This is a genomic window from Bordetella tumbae, assembly GCF_965139195.1.
Taxonomy (GTDB): domain Bacteria; phylum Pseudomonadota; class Gammaproteobacteria; order Burkholderiales; family Burkholderiaceae_B; genus Bordetella_A; species Bordetella_A tumbae.
Genome location: NZ_CBCSJH010000055.1, coordinates 1 through 26,209, shown reverse-complemented (window position 1 = coordinate 26,209; position 26,209 = coordinate 1). Strand labels below are relative to the sequence as shown.

The window sequence follows — 26,209 nt, the reverse complement described above, 5'->3', positions numbered from 1 at the left end:
GTGTTCGCTCGCTTCGTCCGGCCCCTGCGGGCCTACCTTCAGCATCCGCTCCACTCGACTTTGAGGCGCCCGGCCAGGCCGATTGCCTCGGCTCGACTGGCAGCAATTAGAATTCTCTGCACCGCTGGCACGACTCTTGTGCTTGGCGTTTTTTTGCAGCCGCATTGGTAGAGAGAAAGATCTTGCGGTGCTGCTTTCGGCGGACGCCCAGCGCGTCCCCCTCAAACGATCGGTCCGGGCATGCGGCGGGGTGGCGTGGTGCTTGGTTGGAAGATCTGCTTGGCCGCGAGTGAGGCCTGTGACGATGATGCGTAGTGCACTTCTTTGATGGTGCATCTATTACATGCGTGTGTCATTCCTTGGCTTCACGTCAATGCAGCTCGAGAGACCTTTTGTCCCGATCGACGTCCATCAGTACTCAACCTCAACTCAACCTTTACCAACCGGCCACCGCCCACCGAGTGCCTGTGTCGCAGCCGCAGCAGCCTGACTGGCAAGGCGCGACATTTTTTTGATGGCTGCTGGCGTAAAGCGTTCTTTCGGCCCGGATAAAGAGATTGCCCCGCACATTTCTCCATCTGGACCAAACACCGGGCAGGCGACGGCCGCGCAATTCGGGTCTCGTTCACCCATGGAGATGAGCGTCAGCTCGGACGGGGGCAGGGGCTGGTGCTTGACCAGATACGTCGTCAGCAATCGGCCAGCGGCCCCTTTGTCCAACGGCAGCAGATCGCCCACACGGATACGGTCGAGCGTGGAGTGATGCGAGTCGACGCGTAACAGGCACACGCGCGACTGCGTGTCATGGTAAGCGTGGAAGGACGCGCTTTCGGTGCCTTGGTCGACCAACTGCCGCAATAGCGGCTGGACGGCCTCGGCGAGGCGATAGGTCGCCTCATAGGCACGGCCCAAGCGATGGGCATAGGTGCCCAGCGCGTAGCGGCCGTCCGCACGGCGTACGACCAATGCGGATTTTTCCAGTGAGGCGATCAGTCGCAGCAATGTGCTCTTGTAGAACCCTGTGGCCCGCGAGAGGTCAGCCAGGCTGATTGCCTCGGTCCGTTGCGCAATGGCGTCGACGATCGATAGGGCACGTTCGACGGCGGCGACGCCGTCGGAGGAAGGTTCAGGTTGAGAGCTGCGGTTCATTGGTCGGGCAAGAAGTTAATCGGGGCCGGCCGAGTCCGCATCGATGTATCGACTGATGACCGGGAAATAGCAGGTGCCCTGGCCTTGTTCGATGGCGGCAGCGAACCAATCATCGACATTGCGGGCACCTGATGCATTCACGCCAGTCTGTGCCGCCAGGGCCAGAGCGTAGCGCAGGTCTTTGCGGGCGTACTCGACCGAGAAGGCTTTCTCGGGAAAGTTTCCGGGCAGCATAGCCTTTAAGCCATGGTTGCGCAACGCGAAGCTGTCCGCTGAGCCACGCGTAAATGTCTCTAGCAAGACCTGCGGGTCTACGCCGGCACGGCGTGCAATTGCCCGCGCTTCGGATAGCGCCGTCACCGTTTCGAATAACACCATATTGTTCAGGATCTTTACGACCTGACCGCTGCCGACCGGGCCGCAATGGGTGATCTCGGAGGCAAAGGTTGCGATGATCGGGCGTACTTGTTCAAAGACAGCGGTATCGCCGCCCACCATGACCGACAATGTGCCTGATTCCGCCGCTGCACGGGTGCGAGCCACCGGAGCATCAATAAAGATCGCGCCGCGTGAGGAAAACTCGTCAGCCAGTGCTCGCGTCACGTCGATGGGCGAGGTGCTGGTATCGACGATGATTTGTCCCGCGCGGGCATGGGTTAACAGGCCTTCGGGGCCGCGGGCGACGTCCGCGACGATTTCACCCGAAGGCAGTGACAAAAATACGATGTCGCTATTTTGAGCGACTTCGGCCACCGAAGCTGCCGTGGTCACGCCGTGCGCCGCCAGGCGCTGTAACGGTTCAGGGTTGCTGTCGAAGCCTCGCACCGGCAGTCCGCCTTTTTGCGCCAGGTTGCGACAGATGGGCTCGCCCATTACGCCCATGCCGATGAATCCGGCATGCTGGAAATTCGTCATGTGAATAGTCTCCTTAAGATGGAAAAAGGCTTACATGCCCCAATAAATGCCCTTGGATTGCTGGTACAGACGCAGCCCCGACAAGCCTTTCTCACGCCCGATACCGCTTTGTTTAAAGCCTCCGAAAGGAGTCGCAATCGACAACTGTTTGTAGGTGTTGATCCATACGCTGCCGGCCTCCAGACGGCGGGCCACGCGCCACGCGCGTTGATAGTCGGCGGTCCAGATACCCGAGGCCAAGCCGTAGGCGCTATCGTTCGCCTGATCGATCAGATCGTCTTCGTCATCGAAGGGCAGCGCGCATAGGACCGGGCCAAAAATTTCTTCGCGCACGACATGTGCATTGCGGGTGAGGCTGCCCAGAATTGTGGGCAGATAAAATGCGCCGGATTGCAGTGCGTCGATGGTGGGCCGTTGACCGCCCAGCAGGACCTCGCCGCCGTCTGCCAATGCGGTGCCAACCATGCGTTCGATCTTGTCGCGGTGGGCGAACGAGGCAATCGGGCCCATTTGCGCACCTGCCGCATCGGGCAGATCCACCTTTAGTTGCGAGGCTCGCTTCACCAGCATGTCGATGAATTGCTGAGCGATATCTCGTTGCACATAGAGTCGCGAACCTGCCACACAAGATTGGCCGCTGCCTTCAAAGATGCCGCCGATCACGCCCTCGACTGCTTTAGGCAAGTCGGCGTCCGCGAACACAATATGAGGCGATTTTCCGCCTAGTTCCAGCGCCACGGGCATGAGTTTTTCGGCCGCTGCGAGCGCAATGGCGCGACCGCTGGCGGTGCCGCCGGTAAAGGACACCATGCGTACGCCGGGATGCTCGACCAGTCGTTTCCCAACGGTCGCTCCGAGACCGGTGACTACATTCAGAATGCCCGGCGGCAAGCCGGCCTCCAGGGCAATACGTCCTAATTCGAGAGCCGGTGACGAGGTGACCTCGGAGGGTTTCAAGATGACGGCATTACCCGCTGCGAGCGCTGGTGCGACCTTTTGCGCTTCCATGGTCATGGGTGAATTCCATGGTGTGATCGCTACCACTACGCCGTAGGGTTCGTATTGCGTCATCGATAAATAATTGCCGCGAGATGGCGTGACCTCTGCATTCAGGGTCTCGCAGACGCTGGCGTAATAACGGAACGTGGCTGCAGCGCTGGCGACTTGTGCTTGGCATTCAGCCCACACTTTGCCGTTCTCGATCATCTGCAGTCGCGCCAATGTGTCGGCATGACGCTCCATGCCGTCGGCAATCGCACGCAGTATGGACGCACGTTTGTGCGGCAGCATATCGCGCCAGGCAGGCTGACGCACCGCTTGCCATGCGGACTCGACGGCTTGGTCAACCAGTGACTCCGAGGCCGCACTGATCAGAAAGTTGGCTGTTCCGTTTGCGGGATTGATCGATTCAAAAGTGCTGGTGGCAGTGGTGATCCATTCGCCAGAAATCAGCAGTGGCTTGACGGTATTAGGGGATGCAGATGCGGCTGGCATGCACGTAGTTCCTTGTTTTGGCATGGCTGCCTGCAGGTTGGGGAAAACCTGGATGACAGCATTTTCTTGTTGACACCTAAAGAGGCTAAAACTATAAAATAGAATATACGTTCTGCTAAACAGAACGCAAAGAATAAAGCAAACCGCTCGCAAATGACAAGAGGAGATTCGTAAAAATGCTCAAACAATGGATGCGCGCAGGTCTCTGTGCTGCTGCATTAGTCGGTGCTGCTGCTCATGCGGATTCGTATCCGGCCAAGCCTGTCAGCATGACCGTTCCCTATCCCGCAGGGGGCGCAACAGACGTGGTCGCACGTGCTGTTGCCGAACAACTGACGCAACTCTGGAAGCAGCCCGTCGTTGTTGAAAACAAGAGCGGCGCAGGAACGACAATTGCCGCCGCGGCCGTCGCACGCGCACCGGGTGACGGCTATACCTTGTTCATGACGACCTCGGCGCACACCATCAGCGGATATCTATATCCGGACCTGGCCTATGACCCCGTCAAGGACTTCGCGCCCATCACGTTGGTCACGAAAGTACCCCTCGTGCTGGTGGTCAATCCCGGCGTACCTGCGGCCACGCTGCCTGAGTTTCTGACCTACCTGAAGACACATGGCGATGAGGTCAATTTTGCATCGCCGGGTAACGGGACCGCCCAGCATTTGAGCGGTGAGCTATTCAAGCTGGCGACCCAGTCGAAGATCACCCATGTCCCATACCGCGGCGATGCACCCGCGTTTACCGATCTCGCCGGTGGTCAGGTACAGATGATGTTGGCGACCATCACCTCGGCATTGCCGTTGATCGAATCAGGAAAGCTGCGCGCGCTGGCTGTCGCAAACGCCACGCGTGTCCCAGCATTGGCCAATGTGCCGACCTTCGATGAGGCAGGCATGCCGGGTTTTGAGGCGGCAACCTGGTTTGGTGTTCTGGCGCCCGCATCGTTACCGCCGGAGCGCGCACAACGCATCTATCAAGATATTTCGCGCATTGTCGCCACGCCGAAAATGCGCGAACGGATCGAGGCCCTGGGTGGCGAAGTGGTGAACAGTACGCCGCAGGCCTTTGCCGATTTCATTACCGCCGAGCAACAAAAATGGGGCAAGGCAGTGCAGGTTGCAGGCGCAGCCAAACCTTAGCAATGCAGGACGCCCTGAGCGCGTCGCAATCGAGCTAACGACAGCGTCGGTCTATCGCTACCGTCCGACGCGACATATATCCATAATGAGGAGACATTGATGAAGCGTCTTTGCAATTGGCTGGCTGCGGCTGGCGCGGCAATGAGTTTGATCACCATTGCGGCACATGCGGCCTATCCTAGCGAGCCGGTGAAATTCGTGGTGGGATTCAGCCCTGGCAGTACGATCGATACCGTTGCGCGTATTGTGGGGGACGCGCTGTCGGCGCGCACGGGGCAGTCTGTTGTCGTCGAAAACAAGACGGGCGCCAATGGCATGATTGCTGCCCGGGCGGTGGCTCAGGCGGCTCCGGATGGCTACACCATCCTGGTCAGCAACTCCAGCTCCATTACAGTCAACCCGCTGCTCTACAAAGACCTCGGCTATCACCCGCTAAAGGATTTCGCGCCGGTCACGACGGTGGTGGAGGTGCCGTTTGTATTGACGATCAATCCAAACAACAGCCGTATGCGTGATGTGGGCAGTGTGCAAGACCTGATCACTCAGGCGCGTGCGAAACCGGCATCGGTGAGCTATGGCTCTGCCGGCAATGGCAATCTGATGCATCTGGCCGGCGCACAACTGGCTACGATGGCCGACGTGCAAATGCTGCACGTGCCCTACCGGGGGGCGGCGCCCATGGAGGCAGGCTTGCTGGCCAACGAGGTTGACTTTGGTTTTGACACCTTGTCGGGCGTGCCGTTGATCAAGGCGGGCAAGCTGAAGGCATTGGCGGTATCGACGGCGAATCGTTGGCACGATTTGCCAGATGTCCCCGCCGTCGCAGAACTCGGCTATCCCGATTTCGATATTTCGTTCTGGGTCGGCATATTCGCCCCCGCCGGCACGCCGCCCGAGATTGTGAAGCAGTTGAATGAAGCAATTGCCGATGTGGTGTCCGATCCCGCAGTCCGCCAGCGCCTGGCGTTGCAGGGCCGCCCGTTGACACAATCCCCCGAGGCGTTCCGCACCAAAATCGGGGATGAGCTTAAACAGAATCAAGCGCTCATTCATCGTGCCAATATCAAGATCGATTGATCGTACCGACCCAAGACAAGGAGCAGAGCGTGGCGTGGCACAAAGAACTGGACGAACTGGCACAACGCAAGAAACTGGCCGCTCAGATGGGCGGAGCAGAAAAGGTTCAGCGTCATCGAGACGGCGGGAAATTGCCTGTGCGGGAACGTATTGAGCGTTTGGTGGATGCGGGGTCTTTTCATGAGGTCGGCGGATTGGCCGGCAGCGCGCAATACGATGAGCAAGGACGATTGCTTGACCTGACGCCATCGAATCTGCTGATCGGCCGGGCCCGTGTGCAAGGCCGTCCCATCGTGCTGGCCGCTGATGATTTCACTGTGCGTGGCGGCGCCAACGATGGTGCAGTGGGCGACAAGCTGGTTGAATCTGAACAGATGGCGCACGATCTACGCTTGCCATTGGTGCGGCTGGTCGATGGTACGGGCGGCGGCGGTTCGGTGCGAAACATCGAGCTCAAAGGACATACCCTGTTGCCTAAACTGCGCATGTGGCCGCTGATGACGCAGAATCTGGCTTGCGTGCCGGTGGTGTCGCTGGCATTGGGTTCCGTCGCCGGACTCGGGGCGGCACGGGTAGCGGCGAGTCATTATTCGGTCATGGTGCGTGATACGTCGCAGCTGTTCATTGCGGGTCCGCCTGTTGTCGCTCGCATCGGCCAGGTGTTGAGCAAGAACGAGTTGGGCGGCAGTGACATCCATACTCGTAATGGCGTAGTCGACGACGAGGCGGAGTCCGAAGAGCAGGCATTTGCCATGGCGCGCCGCTTTCTTTCATACCTGCCTCGTTCGGTACACGAATTGCCTGCGCGTGGGCCGTTGCCTGAGGGCGATATGCCTGATTTGGCTTGGTTACGCGAAGCCATACCGCGTGACGGACGCAGCGTGTACAAGATGCGGCCCATCGTGGATGCATTGATGGACCCGGGTTCGTTCATGGAGATCGGGCGGCGATGGGGGCGTGCCATCATCACTGGCTTGGCGCGCATTGATGGCTGGCCCGTTGCCGTGTTTGCCAGCGACCCTTATGTGTATGGCGGCGGTTGGGATGGCCCCGCAGCCGAGAAGTTCACGCGACTGCTGGATCTGGCCGAGACGTTTCATTTGCCGGTGGTCAACTTTGTCGATATCCCGGGTTTTCAAATCGGGCTGGCGGCTGAAAAATCAGGTGCGATGCGCTACGGCGTGCGCGCATTGACGGCGGTCGCGCAGTCCACGGTACCCTGGTGTTCCATTCTGGTGCGCAAGGCTTTCGGCGTGGCCGCGGGCGGACATCAAAGCGCGGGCCGATTCAATTTTCGTTATGCGTGGCCCTCGGCACAATGGGGATCCCTGCCTATCGAAGGGGGGCTGGAGGTTGCGTACAAGGCCGAAATCGAAGCGGCCACCGATGCCGAAGCGAAAACTCGCGAGATCGAGGAGCGTGTCCGCAGCCTGACGTCGCCTATGCGTAGTGCCGAGGCATTTGTCGTCGAAGACATTATCGATCCCGCGCAGACCCGTGACGTATTGCGGGAATTCATTGACGTGGTAATCCCGTTGCGCCAACCGGGCGAGCGCGCCGTGGGCTATCGGCCATAAGGAGCGGCAGATGAAACGGGTACTAGTTGCGAATCGTGGCGCCGTGGCCAGGCGCGTCATCCGCGCATTGCGCGTGCTGGGTATGGAGTCTGTCGCCGTGTATTCGGAGGCGGATGCAGCGATGCCTTATATACAAGAGGCCGACCATCAATGCCTGATCGGTCCGGCAGCAGCGATCGACAGTTATCTGAATGTCGAAACCTTGATGCGCGTCGCACGCGAACAGGCTGTGGATGCAGTGCATCCTGGCTATGGTTTTCTGTCAGAAAACGCGGATTTTGCGCAGGCGGTAGAGGACGCAGGGCTGATATTTATCGGGCCCTCGCCACGCTGGATCCGTCTGCTTGGGCACAAGACGCAGGCGCGGGAAACGATGCGCGCGCTCGGCATGCCGATGGTGGCGAGCAGTGCGGTGTTGGAGGGCGATGCTCAGGAATTGCAGCGCGTTGCGTCAGCGTTGGGCTATCCGGTGTTGATCAAACCCGCGGCAGGCGGTGGTGGTATCGGCATGCTGCCTGCGAGCGGACCGCATGATATCGAAACGCAATGGGCGCGCGCCCGCGATATGGCGCACCGCAGTTTTGGCCGTGCGGATCTGTATCTCGAAAAGCTGTTGGGAGAGCCACGCCACGTGGAGTTTCAGTTCCTGGCAGACCGGTATGGCAATGTTCGTTGCTTGTATGAACGTGATTGCTCAACACAGCGGCGCCATCAAAAAGTCATCGAAGAAGCGCCGGCGCCCGGCATCGATCGCGCTGCGCTCGCTGCGATGTCTACTCAACTGCAGAACATTCTTGGCGGTCTGGGCTACGACGTGATTGGCACTGTCGAAATGCTGTACACCCCGGAGACAGGCTTTTCCTTTTTGGAAGTCAACACGCGTCTTCAGGTAGAGCACGCGGTGACCGAACAGATCACCGGTGTGGATATCGTGGCGGCGCAGTTGCGATTGGCTGCCGGCGAACGTCTGGACACCGTACTTGATTCCGTACCGGCACCTATGGGCCACGCCGTGCAGGCGCGGGTCTATGCCGAAGACCCTGTTCGCTTTTTTCCTTCGCCTGGAATGCTGACGAGCTTCGAGCTGCCTGCCATGTCCGGTGTTCGTGTCGAAACGGGATATGCCGCAGGCTGCCGAGTCTCGAGTCACTACGATCCCTTGGTGGCCAAAGTCATTGCGCATGCGGCGACTCGGGCCGACGCGATCAATCTGCTCGAGCGGGCGCTGTCCGAATTCCGGATCGAGGGTATCAAAACCAATATTCCATTTGTCATGCAAGTGTTGGCAGATGCAGATTTTCGTGCAGGCCGAGTCTCGACTGGCATGGCCAGCCGTGTATTGACTGCCACGCGCGAACCCGCGCAGATATCGTAAGGAGACCACAATGAGCAAATTGGAAACACCGGTAGCAGGCCGTGTGCTGTCAGTCACCGTCGCCGTCGGCGCTCGCGTTGCAGAGGGTGACACGATAGCAACGATCGAGTCGATGAAAATGGAGTTGCCGGTGGAGGCGGAGCGTGCCGGCACGGTTGCGCAGGTTCTGATCGCGGTGGGTGACGAGGTCGAGGAAGGTCAGGCTCTGCTGGAACTGGCATGAGTACGGCATCGATTCATACCGAACATCGCGCAAATGGCCGTGTTGCGCTATTGACGCTGGACAATGCGCCGGTCAATAGTTTGAGTGCGTCGATACGCCAGGGGCTACATGATGCGTTGACGTCAGCCCTGGCGGATCCCGGTGTGCTGGCTGTTGTGTTGACCGGCGCGGGCGCCTTGTTTTGCGGTGGCGCGGAGATCCGCGAATTCAATACCCCTGCTTCGGTACGAGAGCCGACATTGCGAGACATCGTGCGGCAGTGTGAGCAGGCCGGTAAACCCATCGTGGCGGCAATGCATGGGACGGTGTTGGGCGGTGGGCTGGAGTTGGCGCTAGGCTGCCATTATCGCGTGGCGCATACCGATACCTCGTTGGGGTTGCCTGAGGTGAAGCTGGGCATCCTGCCTGGTGGCGGAGGGACGCAGCGTTTGCCGCGCGCTATCGGTGTCGAGCGCGCGCTGAACATGATCGTCACTGGCGATCCCATCGGTGCCGGCACCGCGATGCAATGGGGCCTGATCGACGCGGTATTCGACGGCCAGCTTGTGGAGCGAGCGGTTGCCTATGCTCTCGAGCAGGCCGCACACCTGTTGCAAGCGCGAGTGCTGGGCGCACGCCGCGCGCAAGCGCCTGCCGATCCTGCGGTGTACGCCCGGGCGCGAGCTGAGGGCGCTCGCCGTTATCGTGGATGCGTGGCTCCTGATGCTTGCGTAGATTGCATCGAACAAGCTGTCAGCAGTGATATTGATGCAGGCTTGGTCCACGAGCGCCAGCGTTTCGTCGAGTTGGTCAATGGCGAACAATCGAAGGCCCAGCGTCACCTGTTCTTTGCCGAACGCAAAGCGCAGAGACCTCCCACGCAAGGGCGCGCAAACGCCTCGTTTCAGATCGTGGGGGTCGTGGGCGCCGGAACGATGGGCGGCGGCATCGCCATGAGCCTGGCTAACGCGGGCGTCAAGGTGATTCTGGTTGAACGCGAGCAAGCTGCGCTCGACCGCGGCTGGGCGCTCATTCAGCGCAACTATGCCGCAACGGTTGCCAAGGGCCGATTGACCGAACAGGAACGTGATGCGCGATTGGCACGCATTCGTTGCAGTTTGAGTCTGGCGGATCTAGCGGAAACTGAGTTGGTGATCGAGGCCGCTTTCGAAGACATGGCCGTCAAGCTTGAACTGTTCCGCGCGTTGGATCAGATCTGCAAGCCGCAAACCGCGCTGGCATCGAATACCTCCCGTCTGGATATCAATCTGCTGGCGCAAGCAACGGGTCGGCCGGGCTTGGTCTTGGGCACGCATTTTTTCAGCCCCGCAAACGTGATGCGCCTGGTTGAAGTCGTGCGCGGGGCAGCGACGACAGACGAAGTCATCGCCTCGGTATTTGACCTGGCACGCCGCATGAAAAAACTGCCCGTACTGGTGGGTGTATGCGATGGATTCGTCGGCAATCGAATGGTGAGTCCCTATACGCGCGAAGCCCATTTTCTGCTGGAGGAGGGCGCATCACCCTCGCAGGTGGATGGGGCTCTGCAGCGTTTCGGCTTCGCCATGGGGCCATTGCGCATGGCGGATATGGCGGGGCTGGACATCAGCTGGGCGGCACGCAAGCGGCTGGCGCCCACACGGCCCGCCCATCAACGTTATTCGAGGGTCGCGGACACCTTGTGTGAGCGCGGACGGTTCGGCCAGAAAACCGGTGCGGGATTCTATCGCTATGAAAAGGACAGCAGAAGCCCGCTGCCTGATCCTGAGGTGGATCTGCTGATCGAGCAATGTGCCCACGAGGATGGCATCACGCGTCGGGACATCAGTGATGCAGAGATCATCGAGCGTACGGTGTATGCCCTGGTGAATGAAGGCGCGCGCATCCTGGATGAAGGTATTGCCGCCAGAGCATCGGATATCGATGTGATCTATGCCCATGGGTATGGCTTTCCTATACATCGCGGCGGGCCGATGTTCTATGCCGACCAGATAGGGTTGGCGAATGTATTGAACACGATTGAACGGTTTCATCGTCAGCATGGCGAGTTGTGGACGCCGGCGCCGCTGCTTCAGCGGCTGGTGCGTGACGGTCGCAGTTTCGGTGATGCCTGAGACGCATAGGAGAACGCGTTTGGATACCAAAAAGGAAGCGGGTATGGCCAGTGAGGCCGTGGGAGTGGGGCCGCAGGCGCATTACTTTGCCGCGCTGTCCGAGGGACGGTTTGAGATACAGCATTGTGGCGTTTGCCAGGCCTGCCAGTTTTTCCCTCGTACGGTGTGTATGCATTGTGGTGCACAGGATCTGACTTGGATCCGTCCTTCTGGACGAGGCACGGTGTATTCCACGAGTGTTGTACGGCGCAAGCCTGAGGCAGGCGGGGATTACAACGTGGCCCTGATCGATCTGGAGGAGGGGGTACGGCTCATGAGTCAGGTTGAAGGGATTGCCGCTACGGATGTGCGTATCGGTATGGCGGTTCAGGCGCGAGTACGCCAGAAGGATGCCGCACCGCGGCTGGTTTTCGTGACGGAGGCTGCAGAATGAATCTGGAGAGTTTGCGCGGCCAGGTGGCGATCGTCGGGGTAGGGCATGCGGGCCTGGGGGCGGCCCACGGGTATACCGAAATGGAAATCCTGGCGCAGGCGGCCGCGAGAGCGGTCGCGGATGCCGGGATGTCGATGAGCGACATCGATGGCCTGGCCACGTGCAGTTCGTCGGCCACCATGTGGAGCATGCCTGTTGCCGAGTATCTAGGGTTGCGGCCTCGTTATATCGAGGCGACGATGTTGGGCGGCTCCAGCTTTGTCGCGCACCTGCTGCCATCGGTGATGGCGCTGGTAGCGGGCCAATGCGATGCGGTATTGGTGTGCTACGGCAGTACACAAAAAACGGCCACATTCGGGCGTCAGGCTGGGGTAAAAGCCCGCGCCTTGCTCGACCCTCAGCCATTCGAGCAACCCTACGAACCGATTTCTCCCATCACTTCCTATGCACTGGCCGCCGCACGGCACATGCATGAGTACGGAACGACGCGGCGGCATTTGGCCGAAGTCGCGGTCGCCGCGCGGCAGTGGGCGCAGCTCAATCCCGAGGCGGCCATGCGCGACGCGCTGACGATCGATGATGTGCTGGGCGCGCGTATGGTGTCGGACCCGCTGAGCGTGCGTGATTGCTGCTTGGTCACGGACGGCGCTGGTGCCTATGTGATGGTGCGTGCCGACCGGGCGCGCGATTTGCCGCAGCCTCCGGTGTACGTATTGGGTAGCGCCACGGCGGTGTGGAATCGTCAGATCTCGTGCATGGCTGATCTGACAGTGACCGCGGCCGCTGAATCCAGCCAGCGTGCCTTTGGCATGGCCGGCCTGAGCGTTGCCGATGTGGACGTGGTGGAGCTATATGACGCGTTCACGATCAACACATTGTTGTTCCTGGAGGACCTCGGCTTCTGCGGCAAGGGTGAGGGCGGATCCTTTGTGCAGGATGGTGGCATCGCGCCGGGAGGCCGGCTGCCGGTGAATACGAATGGCGGGGGATTGTCGTGCGTTCATCCTGGCATGTACGGCATCTTCCTGATTATCGAGGCAGTCAGGCAATTGAGAGCACAAGCCGGCGATCGTCAGGTTCCTGACGCCGACATTGCCCTGGTACACGGTAACGGGGGGACATTGTCCAGCCAATCCACCGCGTTGTTGGGTGGCCCGTCGACACGTTAAGCGCAGGTCTTGCGACAAATCTCAAGGAAAACCATGTTGGACAAGATCGTGGAATCGTTGCATGAGGCAGTAGCCGATGTGCAGGATGGAGCCGTGGTGCTGATAGGGGGATTCGGCGCTTCCGGTGTGCCGACCGCATTGATTTGCGCTTTGCTCGAACAGGGCGCTCGTGATCTGACGATCGTGAACAATAACGCGGGCAATGGTCCCCGTGGTCTGAGTCAGTTGGTCGAGGCTGGGCGCGTGCGCAAGATGATTTGCTCATTCGCCCGGTCATCGGATCGCAAGAATCCCAATGCCGCGGCCTTTGCTGATGCCTATCGTGCCGGACGCATAGAACTGGAATGCGTGCCGCAAGGCACGATGGCAGAGCGGATGCGGGCCGCCGGTGCGGGAATGGGCCCTTTCTTTACGCCAACCTCCTACGGTACACCTCTCGCGCGAGGCAAGGAAACGCGGGTCATCGATGGCGTGGGTTATGTGCTCGAAACGCCGCTAAAAGGCGACCTCGCCTTAGTAAAAGCCCAACAAGGCGACCGCTGGGGCAATCTCGTTTATCGCTACGCGGGGCGCAATTTTGCGCCGGTGATGTGTACAGCAGCGACGCTTACGGTTGCTCAGGTGGATGAGATTGTGCCCTTGGGGGAAATTGAGCCGCAGCACGTGATGACCCCTGGGATTTTTGTGCAGAGAGTGGTGCACGCGGGAGATCAACATGTCCATTGAAAAGTTGTCGCGGCGGGAAATCGCCCGCCTGGTCGCACAGGATATTTCCGATGGGGCGTATGTGAATCTGGGCATAGGCATTCCTACGCTCGTGGCTGCTTTCCTGCCCAGCGATCGCGATGTCATTTTGCATACCGAGAACGGTATCGTAGGCATGGGGCCTGGAGATCCCGGGATGCCCCTCGATCTGGATCTGATCAACGCCAGTAAAGAGGCAGTCACGTTGCTGGCGGGTGCGTCGATCACCGATCATGTGATGTCGTTCGCCATGATGCGCGGTGGTCACCTGGATCTGACTGTGCTCGGCGCGTTTCAGGTGTCAGGCCGCGGGGATCTGGCGAATTGGGATACGGGCGAGCCGGGGACGATTCCGGCCGTGGGCGGTGCCATGGATCTGGTGGCCGGCGCACGCCAGGTCTATATCACGATGGAGCACGTGACCAAACGCGGAGAACCAAAGATTGTCCAGCAATGTAGTTACCCGCTGACGGGCTCAGGGGTGGTCGATCGCATCTATACGGATCTCGCCATCATGGATATCACGCCTGGTGAACTGATAGTGCGGGGGATGGTGGCTGGCCTGACGCTGGAGGCATTGCAGGCGGTGACGGACTACCCGTTGAGTTTGGCGCCAAATTGGCGCGAGCTGATCGTCGAAGCAAACTGATTTTTGTGCGGCAAGTTGGTTGACAGCGAGAAACTGGCTTGCCTAGAATGTTCTTATAGAAAGAATAAATGTTCTGTCAAAAAGAACGGTCCATGGGAATGGAGACATGAATATCCAGATAAACCAGTCTGCCGGGGCGCAGTTGGCTGCGCGTTTTGTGCAGGCTGCAAGCACATTTACGCGGGACCGTCTGTTCACTGCAGATATGTTGGTGCAGTTTGGCACCAGCCCTGTGCGGGTGTGCATACGCGATGGCGCGGTCATGCAGGTGAAAATGCAGTTGCCGCCCATGTGCGCATGGGATTTTGCTGTGCGTGCGTCGGAGCACGCCTGGCAGGAATTTTGGCGGGCAACACCGGCCCCAGGTTGGCACGACATTTTTGCACTCAGCAAGCGCGGCGAGCTGGAGTTTCTGGGCAATTTGCAGCCCTTGATGGCCAACCTGCAGTATGTCAAAGATCTGTTGGCTACGGGCCGCGAGGAGAACCCATGAGCGCCGAGCTGGAGCCCATCACGGGACGCTATGTGCACCTTGATATCGCTGGCCGATCTTGCCGCGTGTATTTCGAAGAGGCTGGCAGCGGTATCCCGTTGGTGTGTTTGCACACCGCGGGCGCCGACAGCCGTCAGTATCGGCATGTGATGTGCGATGAGGCCGTGACCTCACGCTTTCGTGTGATCGCGTTTGATATGCCATGGCATGGCAAATCCTATCCGCCGCAAGGCTGGCAGGACACCGAATATCAATTGACGACGCAGCAGTATGTGCAGACGATCGTCGCATTTTGCGATGCGCTGGCGTTGGATCGTCCCGCGCTGATCGGTTGTTCTATCGGTGGCCGGATTGTGCTGGAGCTGGCCCGGTTGCATGCGGAACGTTTCCGCGCGCTGATCGGCGTCGAGGCGGCGGATTTTCAGCAGCCTTGGTACGACACATCGTGGCTGCATCGCGGCGATGTGCATGGCGGTGAGGTGTGTGCCGCCTTGGTGTCGGGCCTGGTGGCGCCGCAGTCGCCTGCCGAGTACCGCAATGAGACGCTATGGCAGTACATGCAGGGCGGCCCGGGCGTGTTCCGTGGCGATCTGTATTTCTATCGCGTCGATGGCGATCTACGTGGCAGGCTGAATGGCATCCGTACGGATGTGTGCCCCCTGTACCTGCTGACAGGTGAATACGATTTTTCTTGCACGCCCGAGGACACCTTGCGTACTGCCGCGTCCATCCCCGGTGCACAAGTCACGATCATGCGCGAACTGGGGCATTTCCCCATGAGCGAGAATCCGCAGCAGTTTCGCGGCTATTTGCTGCCCGTGCTGGATGCGGTTGCGTCCCGCTCGGCGGCCGGATAACAGGAGACAACATGATATCCACTCGCATGGCGGCAGTTGCCGCTTGCCTGGTTTTACCCGCGGCAGTCTGCGCTCAAGAGACGTTGAAAGTCGGTGCCCTGGTGACGTTGTCCGGAGCGGGGGCTGCCTGGGGGCAGGGCATGAAAAATGCCGCGGAGATCGCTGCTGATCAAGTCAACAAGGCAGGTGGACTCGAGGTGGGCGGCAAGAAGTATCAGGTCAGCGTCGTGGCCTACGATGACAAGTACCAGGCCAACGAGGCTGTGACGGTGGCCAACCGTCTCGTGTTCGAGGACAAGGTGCAGTACATCATCGGCCCGGTGGGCTCGGCGCCGGTGTTGGCAATACAGCCTACCACCGAGAAAAACAAGGTCATTGTCATGACGCTGGGCTTTACGGCAAAAGCCCTGAGCCCCGACAAACCGTATACGTTCCGCCCCAATGTGACCACAGCCGAGGTCTCGCAACCCCAGATCAATTGGCTGGTGAAGACACAGGGTTTGAAAAAAGTGGGTGCCCTGTTTCCCAACGACGAAACGGGTCAGCAGATTGCTTCCGACTTGGAAGGCGCCTACAAGAAGGCTGGCGCAGACCTCGCAGTGAAGGAGTTCTTTGAGCGTGATCGCGTCGATTTCGTACCGTTGTTGACCCGTATGATGGCGCGGGGAATCGACGCCATCGAGTTGGACGGTAATTCGCCCACGACGGCGGGCCTGATCGTGAAGCAGGCGCGTGAGTTGGGATTCTCTGGAAAGATCGTGCGCACGGGTGGTCCCGCGACTCAGGAAATCATCAATGTGGCGGGGGCGGAGGCGGCAGAAGGGATGTTCGTGCATACGCCAGTCGATCCCGAACTACCCTCGACCAAAGCCTATGCCGAGCTGTACGCAGCCAAATACAAGCATGCGATGAACGGCTTCAGTCCCGCCTTCTATGACGGAACCAATCTGTTGTTTGAAGCGATGCGCCGTGCTGGCACAGTGTCAGATACTGAAAAGGTCCGCGACGAATTACAAAAAATCAGTAATTTCGACGGGGCGCTGGGCACATTGAATTGGACGGGGCAGGCCATGTATGGCATCAACCATCAGTTGAATGCGCCATTCTATGTGGCGCAAGTGCACGAGGCCAAGGAAGTAATTCGCGCTCGCTGCACCGTCGACGGCTGCCAATAACCCGGGAGGCATGCGTGGACTGGAGCATTCTGGTGGCGCAAGCCACCATCAACGGATTGGTCGTGGGCCTGCTGTATCTCTTGATGGCGGTGGGCTTTACGCTGGTATTCGGCGTCATGCGCATGGTGAACTTTGCGCATGGCGAGTTCTACATGCTGGGCGCCTTTGGCGCGTATTTCCTGACGAGCAATCTGCATTTGCCTTTTCTGGCAGCCGTGGCCGTTACGTTCGCTGGCGCCGTGGTGATAGGCGCGCTGCTGGAGTGGGTGATATTGCAGCCATTCCGGCACGATGAACTCAACGGCATGATCGCCACCATCGGATTGGCCATGATCTTGCAGAACCTGGCCCTGATGTTCTTCGGTCCCGATCCGCTCTCTATGCCTGCCGTGGTAAAGGGCGTGACCAGGCTGGGATCCGTGGTGATTCCCTCAGCGCGCGTTTACGTCGTGATCTTTGCACTCGGGGTGTTGGCGTTGCTGTATGGCTTTCTGCGCTATTCGCGTCCGGGTCGCGCATTGCGCGCTGTGGTCGAGGATTTCGAGATCGCGTCTATCCAGGGCATACGCGCTCGTATCTATTATCCGTTGGGGTTCGGCATTGGTGTGGGCTTGGCTGCCGTGGCGGGGGCCTTGATGGCACCGTTGTTTTCGGTCTCGCCATTTGTCGGCGCTACGCCATTGCTCAAGGCCTTTATCGTGGTGATCCTGGGTGGGCTGGGCAGTATTCCTGGCGCAGCGGTCGCCGGCTTGGTGCTGGGGTTAGTGGAAAGCTATGCCAGCCTGTATCTCACAAGCAGCACGGCCGACATGTTGATTTTCGCCTTGGTGATTCTGATGCTTGTGGTACGCCCCAAGGGGCTGCTCGGTCGAGGAGAGGTTTGATATGACGGCATTGGCTCTGACGTCTCGACAAACGATGCGTCCCGGTTGGCGGGTAGCAGCGCTGATCGGAATCGTGCTGGCGGGGATGCTGCCATGGTTCGGCAGTCCGTTCGTACTGCATCTGGCAGTATTGGCGGCATTGAATATCCTGATCGTCAATGGCTTGGCGCTCATTAATCTCGGGGGGCAATTGTCTCTAGGCCACGCAGCATTTGTCGCCGTAGGCGCCTATGCCTCGGTGCTGGCGGGCCAGCATCTGGGATGGTCTTTTCTCCCAGCCGCCGCGATAGGGGTGGTGGCTGCTGCATTGATTGCCGTGCTCTTGGGCTGGGTCATCCTGCGACTGCGTGGCGTGTACTTTGTGCTGGTTACGTTCGCCTTTGGAGAACTGGTCAGGTTGGCGCTGCTGGACGGAGCGAGTTGGAGTGGCGGCGCGAACGGGATAGCGGGTATTCCCGCGGCGTCGCTGCTGGGATTCGAATTCGATACGCGCGGCCGGTTCTATGGTTTGGCATTGATGACTGCATTGTTGTCGACAGCAGGTTTGTGGTGGCTGTTTCGGCGTCCTCTGGGGCATGCGATTGAGTCCGTGCGTGATAACGCTGCCTTGGCGGAATCCACAGGCCTGAACGTTCATCGCTTGCAACTGCTCTGCTTTGTCTTGGGCTGCATGTTGGCTGCGCTGGGTGGCGTGTTGCAGGCCCGCTATATCGGCTTTGTCTCGCCCGAGTCTTTTAACACCGGGATGTCTATCGCGTTTGTCATCATGCTAGTAATTGGCGGACGTCAATCCGTATGGGGGCCGTTGATCGGCGCCTTGGTGCTGACGCCGTTACCCGAACTGTTTCGTGGTGCCGTGCAGACACAGCACGTGTTCTACGGAGCCGCGTTGATCTTGATTCTGCGCTTTTTACCCGATGGGTTGGTCGGGATCGCGCGCCATGTCAATCGTAGACGCAAGGAGCACGCATGAGTTCCCCCTCGCTATTGCAGGTCAACAATCTGTCGCGCCGATTTGGCGGATTGACCGCGTTGCGCGACTTGACGTTCTCGGTTGAGGAGGGCGAGATCTTCGGCCTCATAGGCCCCAATGGTGCGGGCAAGACAACGGCTTTCAATGTGCTCAGCGGCAGTATGCCTCCGTCGTCGGGAACGGTGCGATTCGCGGACCATGATGTCACGGGAGGTCCGCCGAGCCGTGTCGTCGCCGTGGGGCTGGCTCGTACATTCCAGGCGACCTGCACCTATCCTGCCGTGTCGGTCGCGGAGAATATTTATCGAGGGCTGCTGTCGCGAATCTCTGGATCGATGGCTGCGCGCCTGGTCGGGCGGCGTGATGCGGCGTTGTCCGGGGGACAAGTGAGTGAGGAAATCGATCGCATCCTGTCCATGACGGATCTTGACCCGTGGCGTGAGACACCCGCAAGCGCATTAGCCTATGGCCTGCAGAAAAAGCTGGGTATTGCAGTGGCATTGGCCGCTCGGCCTCGCATGTTGCTGCTCGACGAACCAGCCGCGGGGTTGAATCACGAAGAATGCCGGGAGCTAGGCAATTTGTTGCGCCGTCTGCGCAACGAGCATGGTTTGACCTTGCTGCTGGTCGAACACCATATGGCGTTGGTGATGGAGCTGTGCCAACGTATCGTGGTCCTGGTGCAAGGAGAAAAAATTGCCGAAGGCACTCCACAGCAGATACGTGAACATCCAGCCGTGATTGAAGCCTACTTAGGAGCACCTGACTATGCCCATGCTTGAGGTGACCGGTCTGACGGTGCGCTACGGTGCATTGCGTGCCGTGCACAACATCGATTTCTCGGTCGATGCGGGCCAGATCGTCGCGTTGATCGGGTCAAATGGTGCCGGCAAGAGCACGGCGTTGAAGGCTGTCATTGGTTTGGTTCGCGCCGCCGAAGGCACCATACGTTTTGAGGGTCATGACATCGCGTCGCAGGGGGCTGCCACCAGAGTCTCTGCCGGAATTGCCCTATCGCCAGAAGGCCGGCGCCTGTTTGGCCGCATGTCCGTGCGTGATAATTTGTTGGCGGGCGCGCACGGAGTGCGGTCGCGTTCGGCCGTGGCACATAGCCTGGATGAGGTATATGCGCTGTTTCCCAGAGTGAAAGAACGCAGCGCGCAGCTGGCGGGCTCATTGTCCGGGGGAGAGCAGCAGATGGTGGCGATAGGCCGAGCCCTCATGGCCAATCCCAGATTGCTGATGCTGGACGAACCGTCCCTGGGTATTGCTCCAAAGATCGTCGGTGAAATTGCTGCCGCGATCGAACGGATCAATCGCGATAAAGGGATGTCGATCGTGCTGGTCGAGCAGAATGCTCGCTTGGCGCTGCGTTTGTCGCATCGTGCTTATGCGCTCGAGCATGGAGAGATCGTGAGGACCGGTAAAGGCGTGGAATTGCTCGCCGATCCCTTTGTGCAAAAAGCTTATCTCGGAATCTGATCCATGACCTGCAACTCGAGAGATCTTTTGTCCCGCATCGACGCCAATAGCACTAATCCACCACCACCCTACAGCCCAGCCTGCACCCGCTCCGCAACATCTGTAGGAACCCACTTCTGCCAAACGTCCGGATACTTACGCAGAAAATACAACGCAGCATCCTCAGGCTCGGCCTTTTCGTTTTCAAGCCATCCCAATGTGTCATCGATAGCCGCATCGGGCACATTGAGTTTCGTGAAAAATGCTTCGAGCTGGGGAGCCTGGCGTGCGAAATCGGCGTTCAAACCGGTGACCACACGATTGGACTTGAACTCGGTAGCAACCGGCTTTTCGCATTTGGGATCGGTCATGCAGGTGTAGGCTGCTTGATCAAACGGCGGCAGTTCCAGCTTGACCAGGTCCAGCGAGCCTACCAATGCCGTGGGCGTCCAGTAATAAAACACCATGTCGCGTTTGCGTTTATAGGCCGAGATGATGGCGGCCTTTTGCGCGGCGCCGGAGCCGGGTGCGAAGAGCGTGTATTTGTCTTCGAGTTTCAGGGCCTTGAGCAGATTTGCATTCAGGGTGCCGCATGCCCACCCGGCAGGGCAACCATAGATGCGCCCTTTGGACGGGTCCTCGGGATCGGCAAAGACCTTGGTGAATGCCGCCAGATCGGCGGCCTGTTTGAGCTCGGGATGGCGCTCCTGGGTGTACCGCGGAATGTACCAGCCTTCGCCCGCATCAAAGACATGGCCTGCAGCGAGTACCTTGCCGGACTTTTGAGCCTTTTCCCAAGCGACCTCGATCTGGCCGGGCCAGACCTCAGGGGTCACATCCACATCGCCGCGTTGCAACGCGGCCAGCATGGCCAAGGTCTCGCCGATTTCCACCGACGTTTTGCAGCCATAGCCGTGTTCCACGATAAAGCGTTCGATACCGGCGAGGACGAGGTTGGATTCCCAGTTCAGCCCGCTAAAGCGTACGGGCCGATCGATTTCACAAGAGGCAGCGGAGGAGGTCGAGGCAGCGGAGGCGGATGAGGCCCAGAGCAGCGCCGTGGCGCTGGTCAGGACGGCGAGAAAGCTCAGAGCGGAACGCATCAGGCGCATGGGAACTCCTGGGCTGATGGAAGTAGGAAATTTCATTGTACGTAGTGCCTTGTCGGGTTTTTGTAAGGTGATCAAAACTAGACTGAACGTCTCAGTTCATTTTTGCATTGCAAAAACTCATGGAAAACGATTCGATTCCTAAAGGCGATTCGGCGCAGGGCGAGGCCGCCTCACCAGACAGCGGTCCGAGCAGCACGGCAGACACCCGGCGGAAACCAGCCAATAAAAGGTCCCAGGCCATCTTGATTCTGGTGGTCTTGATCATTGTCGTTCTAGGTGTGGGGTGGTGGTTTCTGACTCGCAATCAAGAATCTACCGACGATGCTTTTACCGAAGGCAACACGGTCAGTATGGCGGCGCAGGTCAGCGGCTATGTCGAGGAACTGCACATTCAGGATAACGCTTACGTTAAACGTGGCGCCTTGTTGTTGCGTATCGATCCGCGTGATTATGTGACGCGACGTGATCGTGCCAAGGCGCAGTTGGGTCTGGCGCAGGCCCAATACGACCAGGCACAGGTGCAACTCACCTTGGCGCAGACCCAGTATCCTGCGCAACTGGATCAGGCCAAGGCGCAAGAGGCCTCAGCGTCTGCCGCCTTGCAACGCGCCGAGCAATCGTACCGCCGCCAACGGTCCGTCAATGAGCGGGCAACGACGCAAGAGAACATCGATGCAGCAACGGCGCAGCTGCGCGATGCACGAGCCACCTTGCAATCGGCTCAGGCGCAAGTGCGCATCGCCAGTCAGGCATCGCAACAAGTAGCCGAAGTGCAAACCGTAGTGGCGCAACGCAAACAACAGGTGGAGCAGGCACGGGCAGAGCTGGCACAGGCCGAGCTGGACTTGTCTCGTACGGAAATTCGCGCACCAAACGACGGCTGGATTGCGCGCCGCAATGTACAGGTAGGCACGCTGGTGCAACAGGGCAGTGCGATGTTCACGCTGGTTACGCCTGAGCGCTGGATCACCGCGAATTTCAAGGAGTCTCAACTGGATCGCATGCAGCCTGGCGACAAGGTGGACATCGAAGTCGATGCCTATCCCAGTCTCAAGCTCAGCGGTCATGTCGACAGCATTCAACAGGGCAGTGGTTCGCGCTTTTCGGCATTCCCGGCGGAAAACGCGACCGGCAACTTCGTCAAAGTCGTGCAGCGAGTGCCGGTGAAAATCGTTATTGACGAGGGCCTGGATGCAAAACAGCCTATGCCGCTGGGGCTGTCAGTGATTCCTACGGTGACTGTGCAATGAGTGCGGCTGGCAGCGTGCAGGGCCAACTCGGTTGGACGCCGCGCGCCAATCCCTGGGCGGTCGCCGTGATCGTGACGCTGGCCGCGTTCATGGAGGTATTGGACACCACCATCGTCAATGTGGCGCTGCCGCATATCGCGGGCACCATGTCGGCCAGCTATGACGAGTCGACGTGGGCATTGACCTCATATCTGGTGGCCAACAGCATCGTACTGCCGATCTCTGCATTTCTAGGGCGCTGGATGGGGCGCAAGCGGTATTTCATGGTGTGCATTGTGATGTTCACCGTGTGCTCGTTCATGTGCGGCGTTGCGACCGAGTTGTGGCAACTGATCCTGTTTCGCTTGCTGCAAGGGTTTTTCGGCGGCGGATTGCAGCCTAATCAACAGGCGATCTTGTTGGATTATTTCCCGCCGGAGGACCGCAGCAAGGCATTCTCTGTATCTGCTATCGCCATCATCGTGGCGCCGATCTGCGGCCCGACATTGGGTGGCTGGATTACCGATACGTTCTCATGGCGTTGGGTGTTCTTGATCAACGTGCCGGTGGGGATCGTCACGGCGTTGGCGGTCATGCAGTTTGTCGAAGATCCGCCTTGGGAAAAACGCGCTGACAAGGGCACGCTCAGCATCGACTATATCGGTATCGGATTGATTGCCTTGGGTCTGGGAGCACTGGAGGTGACCTTGGATCGAGGTGAAAACCTGGACTGGTTAGGGTCGAACTTTATCCGGGTATCGGCCGTGTTGACGGTGGTGGGCCTCGTTGGTGCAGTGATTTGGCTATTGCGCACGCGTCATCCGGTGGTGGAGTTGCGTGCCTTGAAAGATCGCAATTTTGCCTTGGCATGCGTATGCATATTCGGCTTTGCGACGGTGCTGTATGGCAGCGCGGTGTTGATTCCGCAATTGGCGCAACAGCAACTCGGCTATACCGCAATGTGGGCAGGGCTGGTGCTGACGCCTGGCGCGGTGCTGATTATCCTGATCATTCCCATCGTCAGCAAAATCATGCCCTATGTTCAGACACGCTACATCGTGGCGACGGGGTTTTTATTGCTGGGCTTGGCGATGGTGTATTCGCACGGACTGACTCCCAATATTGATTTTCACAACCTGGCGATGATGCGCAGTGCGCAGTCGATGGCGATCGGGCTGTTGTTTGTGCCGGTGACGACGCTGGCCTACATCACGCTGCCCACGCGCTTTCAGGCCGACGGCACGGCGTTGTTTACGATGTTTCGCAACATCGCGGGCTCGGTCGGTATTTCGACGGCATCGTCATTGTTGCGCGAGCGTTCGCAGGTACAGCAGGCGTATTTATCCGAGCACCTCAGTACCACCAATCAGAACTATCAAGACACGCTGCACGGTCTGACGAATTCGATCCAGGATTATGCGCATGTCGCTGGCGACAGCACGCAGGCTGCCGCTGCACACATGTACCAGACGCTGATCGCGCAATCGACCATCCTGGCCTACAAGGACGTGTTCATCTATTGCGCCATTCTTGCCTTTTGTTTGATCCCGCTGACGCTGTTGTTTTCCAAAGTGAAGACCGCAGGCGCTGCGCCGGGACATTGAGCCATGGCTATTCATCATTCATCACGTATGCTCCGTCATTTTCATCGTCTTACGCCGCGAGGCGCGAGTGCGCTGCTGGCTCTCGCGCTGGCAGGTTGCGCGGTAGGGCCCGATTATCATCAACCGGATTCTCAGGCGCCGGCGCAGTTCAACGATACGGCGCATCCCTCAGCGGCTGCGTCTTCGGTGACCATGCAGTCCGAACCGGACCCGCGTTGGTGGAGAGGTTTTAATGATCCAGTGCTGGACAGCCTGATCGACCGCGCCATCGCGGGCAACCTGACCCTGCGTATGGCTGTGCTGCGGATCGCGCAAGGCCGAGCGCAAACCCAGATGGAGGGCGCGGCAGGATTGCCCAGTATCAGCGCCAACGCCAGCTACAACCGGCAGTTGCTGGGGTTGAAAGGCTTGTTGCAGTCTAACGGCGCGTATGACAAGGCCAAGGACTATGACGGCGCGTCAAACGTGCTTGATCAAATTACCCAGCCAACGGGCTTGTTCCAGGTGGGCTTTGATGCCTCGTGGGAGCTGGATCTGTTCGGCCGTGTGCGCCGTGCCGAAGAGGCTGCCCAGGCTCAAACGGATGCAGTCATAGAAAGCCGCAACGATGCCTTGGTCAGCCTGCAAGCCGAGGTGGCACAGGCCTATGCGCAACTACGCGGCGCACAAGCGATGCGGCAAGTTTTGCAGAATGAGTTGAATGTCGCACGCGATACGTTGGATCTGACACAGAGCCGCCAGCGTTCAGGACTGGCAAGTCAAATGGATGTTGCGAACCAGCAGACGCAACTCGCGCAGCTGGAGTCGCGTTTGCCTTCGACCGAGCGGCAAGAACGCCAGGCATCCAATGCGTTGGCGGTACTGTTAGGATTGACGCCAGGGGCGTTGGATGCCGAGCTCAGTGCGCCGGCAGCCATTCCTGCCGTACCGCAAATGGTGCCTGTGGGAGTGCCATCGACGTTGGCGCGCCGCCGTCCCGACGTACGTCAGGCCGAAGCCCAGCTGCATGCCGCGACGGCACAAACGGGTGTCTCGATCGCGCAGCTATTTCCCGATGTCTCGTTGTCAGGGCAATTCGGTACGCGTGCCACCGATGGCGACTACATCGGGCGGTGGGCCAGCCGGTTCTGGTCTATCGGTCCCAGCGTGTCTTTACCCATTTTTCAGGGCGGCCGCTTGGTCGAAAATGTGAAGCTTGCTAAAGCCCAGCAAGCCGAGATGGCGTTGAACTACCGGCAAACCGTGCTGACCGCGCTGCAAGATGTAGAGAACGCATTGGTCGCGTATCGCAGCGATCAGGTCAAGCGCGATTCTCTGCAACGCGCGGTAGATGCGGGCCAGGAGGCTTTCGAACTCGCCCGTGATGCGTACCGGGGTGGATTGGGCAGCTTTCTGGATGTGTTGTCTGCAGAGTCGCGATTGGATGAGTCCCGTCAAGCTTGGGTGGAGGCCAATCTACAGGTGACGACAGACCTGGTGGCTTTGTACAAGGCCTTGGGGGGAGGTTGGCAGGATGATGCGCAACCGGGGGAGATGGTACCGCCGGTCGGTTCTATTGGGAATGCTGGGCATGTTGCGCCATCTGAACCGATCGAGAATAAGGGAGATTCGCACGATAATGCCGGTCTCGGAAAATCGGAGCTGGCGCAATGACGCAGTCCGCGATGCCCACGAACGTGTTGGGGCGCAAGCAAGAGCAGGTCATCCATGCTGCGCGTGATCTGTTCCTGCAGCATGGCTTTGAGGGAGCGACGATGAACATGATCGCTGCACAAGCCGAGGTCTCAAAGGCCACGCTCTACGCGTACTACCCTACGAAGGAACAGGTCTTTGTCGCGGTCATTCAGCGTGAGGTCACGACGCTGCGCGCGACCATCATGTCGACTAGCGAGGACGAGAGCCGGCCTATCCGGGATAAGTTGCTCGAGATCGGCAATACGGTGATTTGCGCGGCGACGATGCCGGATCATGTGTTTTTCTTTCGCGCCATTATTGCTGCGACGTTGCGATTTCCGGAGCTGGGCCGCATTATCAATCAAGACTTTCGGGCGCCGTTGCGGGACAGTGTGGCGCAGATGTTGTTGCAGGCGTCGCAGAAGGGCGAGCTTTCCTGTCCGGATCCTCAGTTTGCTGCGCAGACGTTTCTGTCTATTGTGCGGGGGGATGTTGCTATGACGGCGTTGTTTGATGCTAGTGCGGCGCGGGAGCTACAGGCGGGGGTGCATGAGCATGTGCGGGAGAGTGTGGAAGTGTTCTTGCGGGCGTTTGGTGGGGGATGTCGTTGAGTAGGGCGGTTGCTTGCGATGAGTAGAGTTCTTTAGGCGCATTCGGTCGGTGTGCAAAAGCCGCNCCGGCCCTATCGCAACGGCTCGGCGCAAGAC

The 26,209-nt window shown here is 59.2% G+C and carries 25 protein-coding genes; 21 read left to right on the top strand and 4 right to left on the bottom strand.

Annotated features, from left to right (window positions below):
- Window positions 1–429: 429 nt before the first annotated feature.
- The 3 genes from ACNA0J_RS28065 to ACNA0J_RS28055 are packed head-to-tail and all read right to left on the bottom strand — an operon-like array spanning window position 430 to window position 3,558.
- Entirely contained in the window at window positions 430–1,149 is a 720-nt protein-coding gene (locus tag ACNA0J_RS28065) for an IclR family transcriptional regulator (protein ID WP_415822235.1), read from the bottom strand.
- A 15-nt stretch (window positions 1,150–1,164) separates the two neighbouring features.
- A complete protein-coding gene (locus ACNA0J_RS28060) occupies window positions 1,165–2,064 on the bottom strand; it encodes an NAD(P)-dependent oxidoreductase (protein WP_415822233.1) in 900 nt (299 codons plus the stop codon).
- A 30-nt stretch (window positions 2,065–2,094) separates the two neighbouring features.
- A complete protein-coding gene (locus tag ACNA0J_RS28055; protein WP_415822232.1) occupies window positions 2,095–3,558 on the bottom strand; it encodes an aldehyde dehydrogenase in 1,464 nt (487 codons plus the stop codon).
- Window positions 3,559–3,734: 176 nt separating this feature from the next.
- Here ACNA0J_RS28055 and ACNA0J_RS28050 point away from each other — a divergent pair, with 176 nt between their 5' ends.
- From ACNA0J_RS28050 to ACNA0J_RS27970, 17 genes are all read left to right on the top strand, one after another.
- Entirely contained in the window at window positions 3,735–4,700 is a 966-nt protein-coding gene (locus ACNA0J_RS28050; RefSeq protein WP_415822231.1) for a tripartite tricarboxylate transporter substrate binding protein, read from the top strand.
- A gap of 99 nt (window positions 4,701–4,799) precedes the next feature.
- Complete coding sequence (locus ACNA0J_RS28045; protein ID WP_415822229.1) at window positions 4,800–5,777, top strand: Bug family tripartite tricarboxylate transporter substrate binding protein; 978 nt, start codon at window positions 4,800–4,802, stop codon at window positions 5,775–5,777.
- A gap of 29 nt (window positions 5,778–5,806) precedes the next feature.
- Entirely contained in the window at window positions 5,807–7,354 is a 1,548-nt protein-coding gene (locus ACNA0J_RS28040; RefSeq protein ID WP_415822227.1) for an acyl-CoA carboxylase subunit beta, read from the top strand.
- 10 nt (window positions 7,355–7,364) lie between these two features.
- Window positions 7,365–8,729, top strand: a complete 1,365-nt coding sequence (locus tag ACNA0J_RS28035; RefSeq protein WP_415822226.1) for an acetyl-CoA carboxylase biotin carboxylase subunit — start codon at window positions 7,365–7,367, stop codon at window positions 8,727–8,729.
- A gap of 10 nt (window positions 8,730–8,739) precedes the next feature.
- A complete protein-coding gene (locus ACNA0J_RS28030) occupies window positions 8,740–8,952 on the top strand; it encodes an acyl-CoA carboxylase biotin carboxyl carrier protein subunit (protein ID WP_415822225.1) in 213 nt (70 codons plus the stop codon).
- Window positions 8,949–11,045 (top strand): 3-hydroxyacyl-CoA dehydrogenase NAD-binding domain-containing protein, encoded by a 2,097-nt coding sequence (locus tag ACNA0J_RS28025; protein WP_415822224.1) that lies wholly within the window; start codon window positions 8,949–8,951, stop codon window positions 11,043–11,045. The genes ACNA0J_RS28030 and ACNA0J_RS28025 overlap by 4 nt, the downstream gene beginning before the upstream one ends.
- A gap of 43 nt (window positions 11,046–11,088) precedes the next feature.
- Window positions 11,089–11,478, top strand: coding sequence for a Zn-ribbon domain-containing OB-fold protein (locus tag ACNA0J_RS28020; RefSeq protein ID WP_415822236.1), 390 nt, complete (start codon window positions 11,089–11,091; stop codon window positions 11,476–11,478).
- The gene (locus ACNA0J_RS28015; protein ID WP_415822223.1) at window positions 11,475–12,647 is read left to right on the top strand and encodes a thiolase; all 1,173 of its coding nucleotides are present in this window, start codon (window positions 11,475–11,477) and stop codon (window positions 12,645–12,647) included. Before ACNA0J_RS28020 ends, ACNA0J_RS28015 begins: the two co-directional genes overlap by 4 nt.
- A gap of 33 nt (window positions 12,648–12,680) precedes the next feature.
- Complete coding sequence (locus ACNA0J_RS28010; RefSeq protein ID WP_415822222.1) at window positions 12,681–13,373, top strand: 3-oxoacid CoA-transferase subunit A; 693 nt, start codon at window positions 12,681–12,683, stop codon at window positions 13,371–13,373.
- Window positions 13,363–14,040, top strand: a complete 678-nt coding sequence (locus tag ACNA0J_RS28005) for a 3-oxoacid CoA-transferase subunit B (protein WP_415822220.1) — start codon at window positions 13,363–13,365, stop codon at window positions 14,038–14,040. The genes ACNA0J_RS28010 and ACNA0J_RS28005 overlap by 11 nt, the downstream gene beginning before the upstream one ends.
- Before the next feature lie 106 nt (window positions 14,041–14,146).
- The gene (locus ACNA0J_RS28000) at window positions 14,147–14,533 is read left to right on the top strand and encodes a hypothetical protein (RefSeq protein WP_415822219.1); all 387 of its coding nucleotides are present in this window, start codon (window positions 14,147–14,149) and stop codon (window positions 14,531–14,533) included.
- Window positions 14,530–15,390: an alpha/beta fold hydrolase gene (locus ACNA0J_RS27995; RefSeq protein ID WP_415822218.1), complete on the top strand. Its 861-nt coding sequence runs from the start codon at window positions 14,530–14,532 to the stop codon at window positions 15,388–15,390. The genes ACNA0J_RS28000 and ACNA0J_RS27995 overlap by 4 nt, the downstream gene beginning before the upstream one ends.
- Window positions 15,391–15,401: 11 nt before the next feature.
- Window positions 15,402–16,565, top strand: a complete 1,164-nt coding sequence (locus ACNA0J_RS27990; protein WP_415822217.1) for an ABC transporter substrate-binding protein — start codon at window positions 15,402–15,404, stop codon at window positions 16,563–16,565.
- 14 nt (window positions 16,566–16,579) lie between these two features.
- On the top strand, window positions 16,580–17,449 hold the full coding sequence (locus ACNA0J_RS27985; RefSeq protein ID WP_094837524.1) for a branched-chain amino acid ABC transporter permease: 870 nt from the start codon (window positions 16,580–16,582) through the stop codon (window positions 17,447–17,449).
- A 1-nt stretch (window position 17,450) separates the two neighbouring features.
- Complete coding sequence (locus ACNA0J_RS27980; RefSeq protein ID WP_415822216.1) at window positions 17,451–18,422, top strand: branched-chain amino acid ABC transporter permease; 972 nt, start codon at window positions 17,451–17,453, stop codon at window positions 18,420–18,422.
- Window positions 18,419–19,204 carry an ABC transporter ATP-binding protein gene (locus ACNA0J_RS27975; RefSeq protein ID WP_415822215.1) on the top strand — a complete coding sequence of 262 codons (786 nt, stop codon included), beginning with the start codon at window positions 18,419–18,421 and terminating at the stop codon, window positions 19,202–19,204. Before ACNA0J_RS27980 ends, ACNA0J_RS27975 begins: the two co-directional genes overlap by 4 nt.
- On the top strand, window positions 19,191–19,904 hold the full coding sequence (locus ACNA0J_RS27970; RefSeq protein ID WP_415822214.1) for an ABC transporter ATP-binding protein: 714 nt from the start codon (window positions 19,191–19,193) through the stop codon (window positions 19,902–19,904). Before ACNA0J_RS27975 ends, ACNA0J_RS27970 begins: the two co-directional genes overlap by 14 nt.
- A 68-nt stretch (window positions 19,905–19,972) precedes the next feature.
- Here the strand turns inward: ACNA0J_RS27970 and ACNA0J_RS27965 are convergent, their stop codons facing one another.
- Window positions 19,973–20,995, bottom strand: coding sequence for an ABC transporter substrate-binding protein (locus tag ACNA0J_RS27965; protein ID WP_415822213.1), 1,023 nt, complete (start codon window positions 20,993–20,995; stop codon window positions 19,973–19,975).
- 119 nt (window positions 20,996–21,114) lie between these two features.
- On the opposite strand from ACNA0J_RS27965, the gene ACNA0J_RS27960 reads away from it, so the two are divergent.
- Genes ACNA0J_RS27960 through ACNA0J_RS27945 form a run of 4 tightly spaced genes read left to right on the top strand, consistent with a single transcriptional unit; the run spans window position 21,115 to window position 26,113 of the window.
- Window positions 21,115–22,245: an HlyD family secretion protein gene (locus tag ACNA0J_RS27960; RefSeq protein WP_415822212.1), complete on the top strand. Its 1,131-nt coding sequence runs from the start codon at window positions 21,115–21,117 to the stop codon at window positions 22,243–22,245.
- On the top strand, window positions 22,242–23,828 hold the full coding sequence (locus tag ACNA0J_RS27955) for a DHA2 family efflux MFS transporter permease subunit (protein WP_415822211.1): 1,587 nt from the start codon (window positions 22,242–22,244) through the stop codon (window positions 23,826–23,828). Before ACNA0J_RS27960 ends, ACNA0J_RS27955 begins: the two co-directional genes overlap by 4 nt.
- A 3-nt stretch (window positions 23,829–23,831) precedes the next feature.
- Entirely contained in the window at window positions 23,832–25,481 is a 1,650-nt protein-coding gene (locus tag ACNA0J_RS27950) for an efflux transporter outer membrane subunit (protein WP_415822210.1), read from the top strand.
- A complete protein-coding gene (locus ACNA0J_RS27945) occupies window positions 25,478–26,113 on the top strand; it encodes a TetR/AcrR family transcriptional regulator (RefSeq protein ID WP_415822209.1) in 636 nt (211 codons plus the stop codon). The genes ACNA0J_RS27950 and ACNA0J_RS27945 overlap by 4 nt, the downstream gene beginning before the upstream one ends.
- Window positions 26,114–26,209 lie beyond the last annotated feature (96 nt).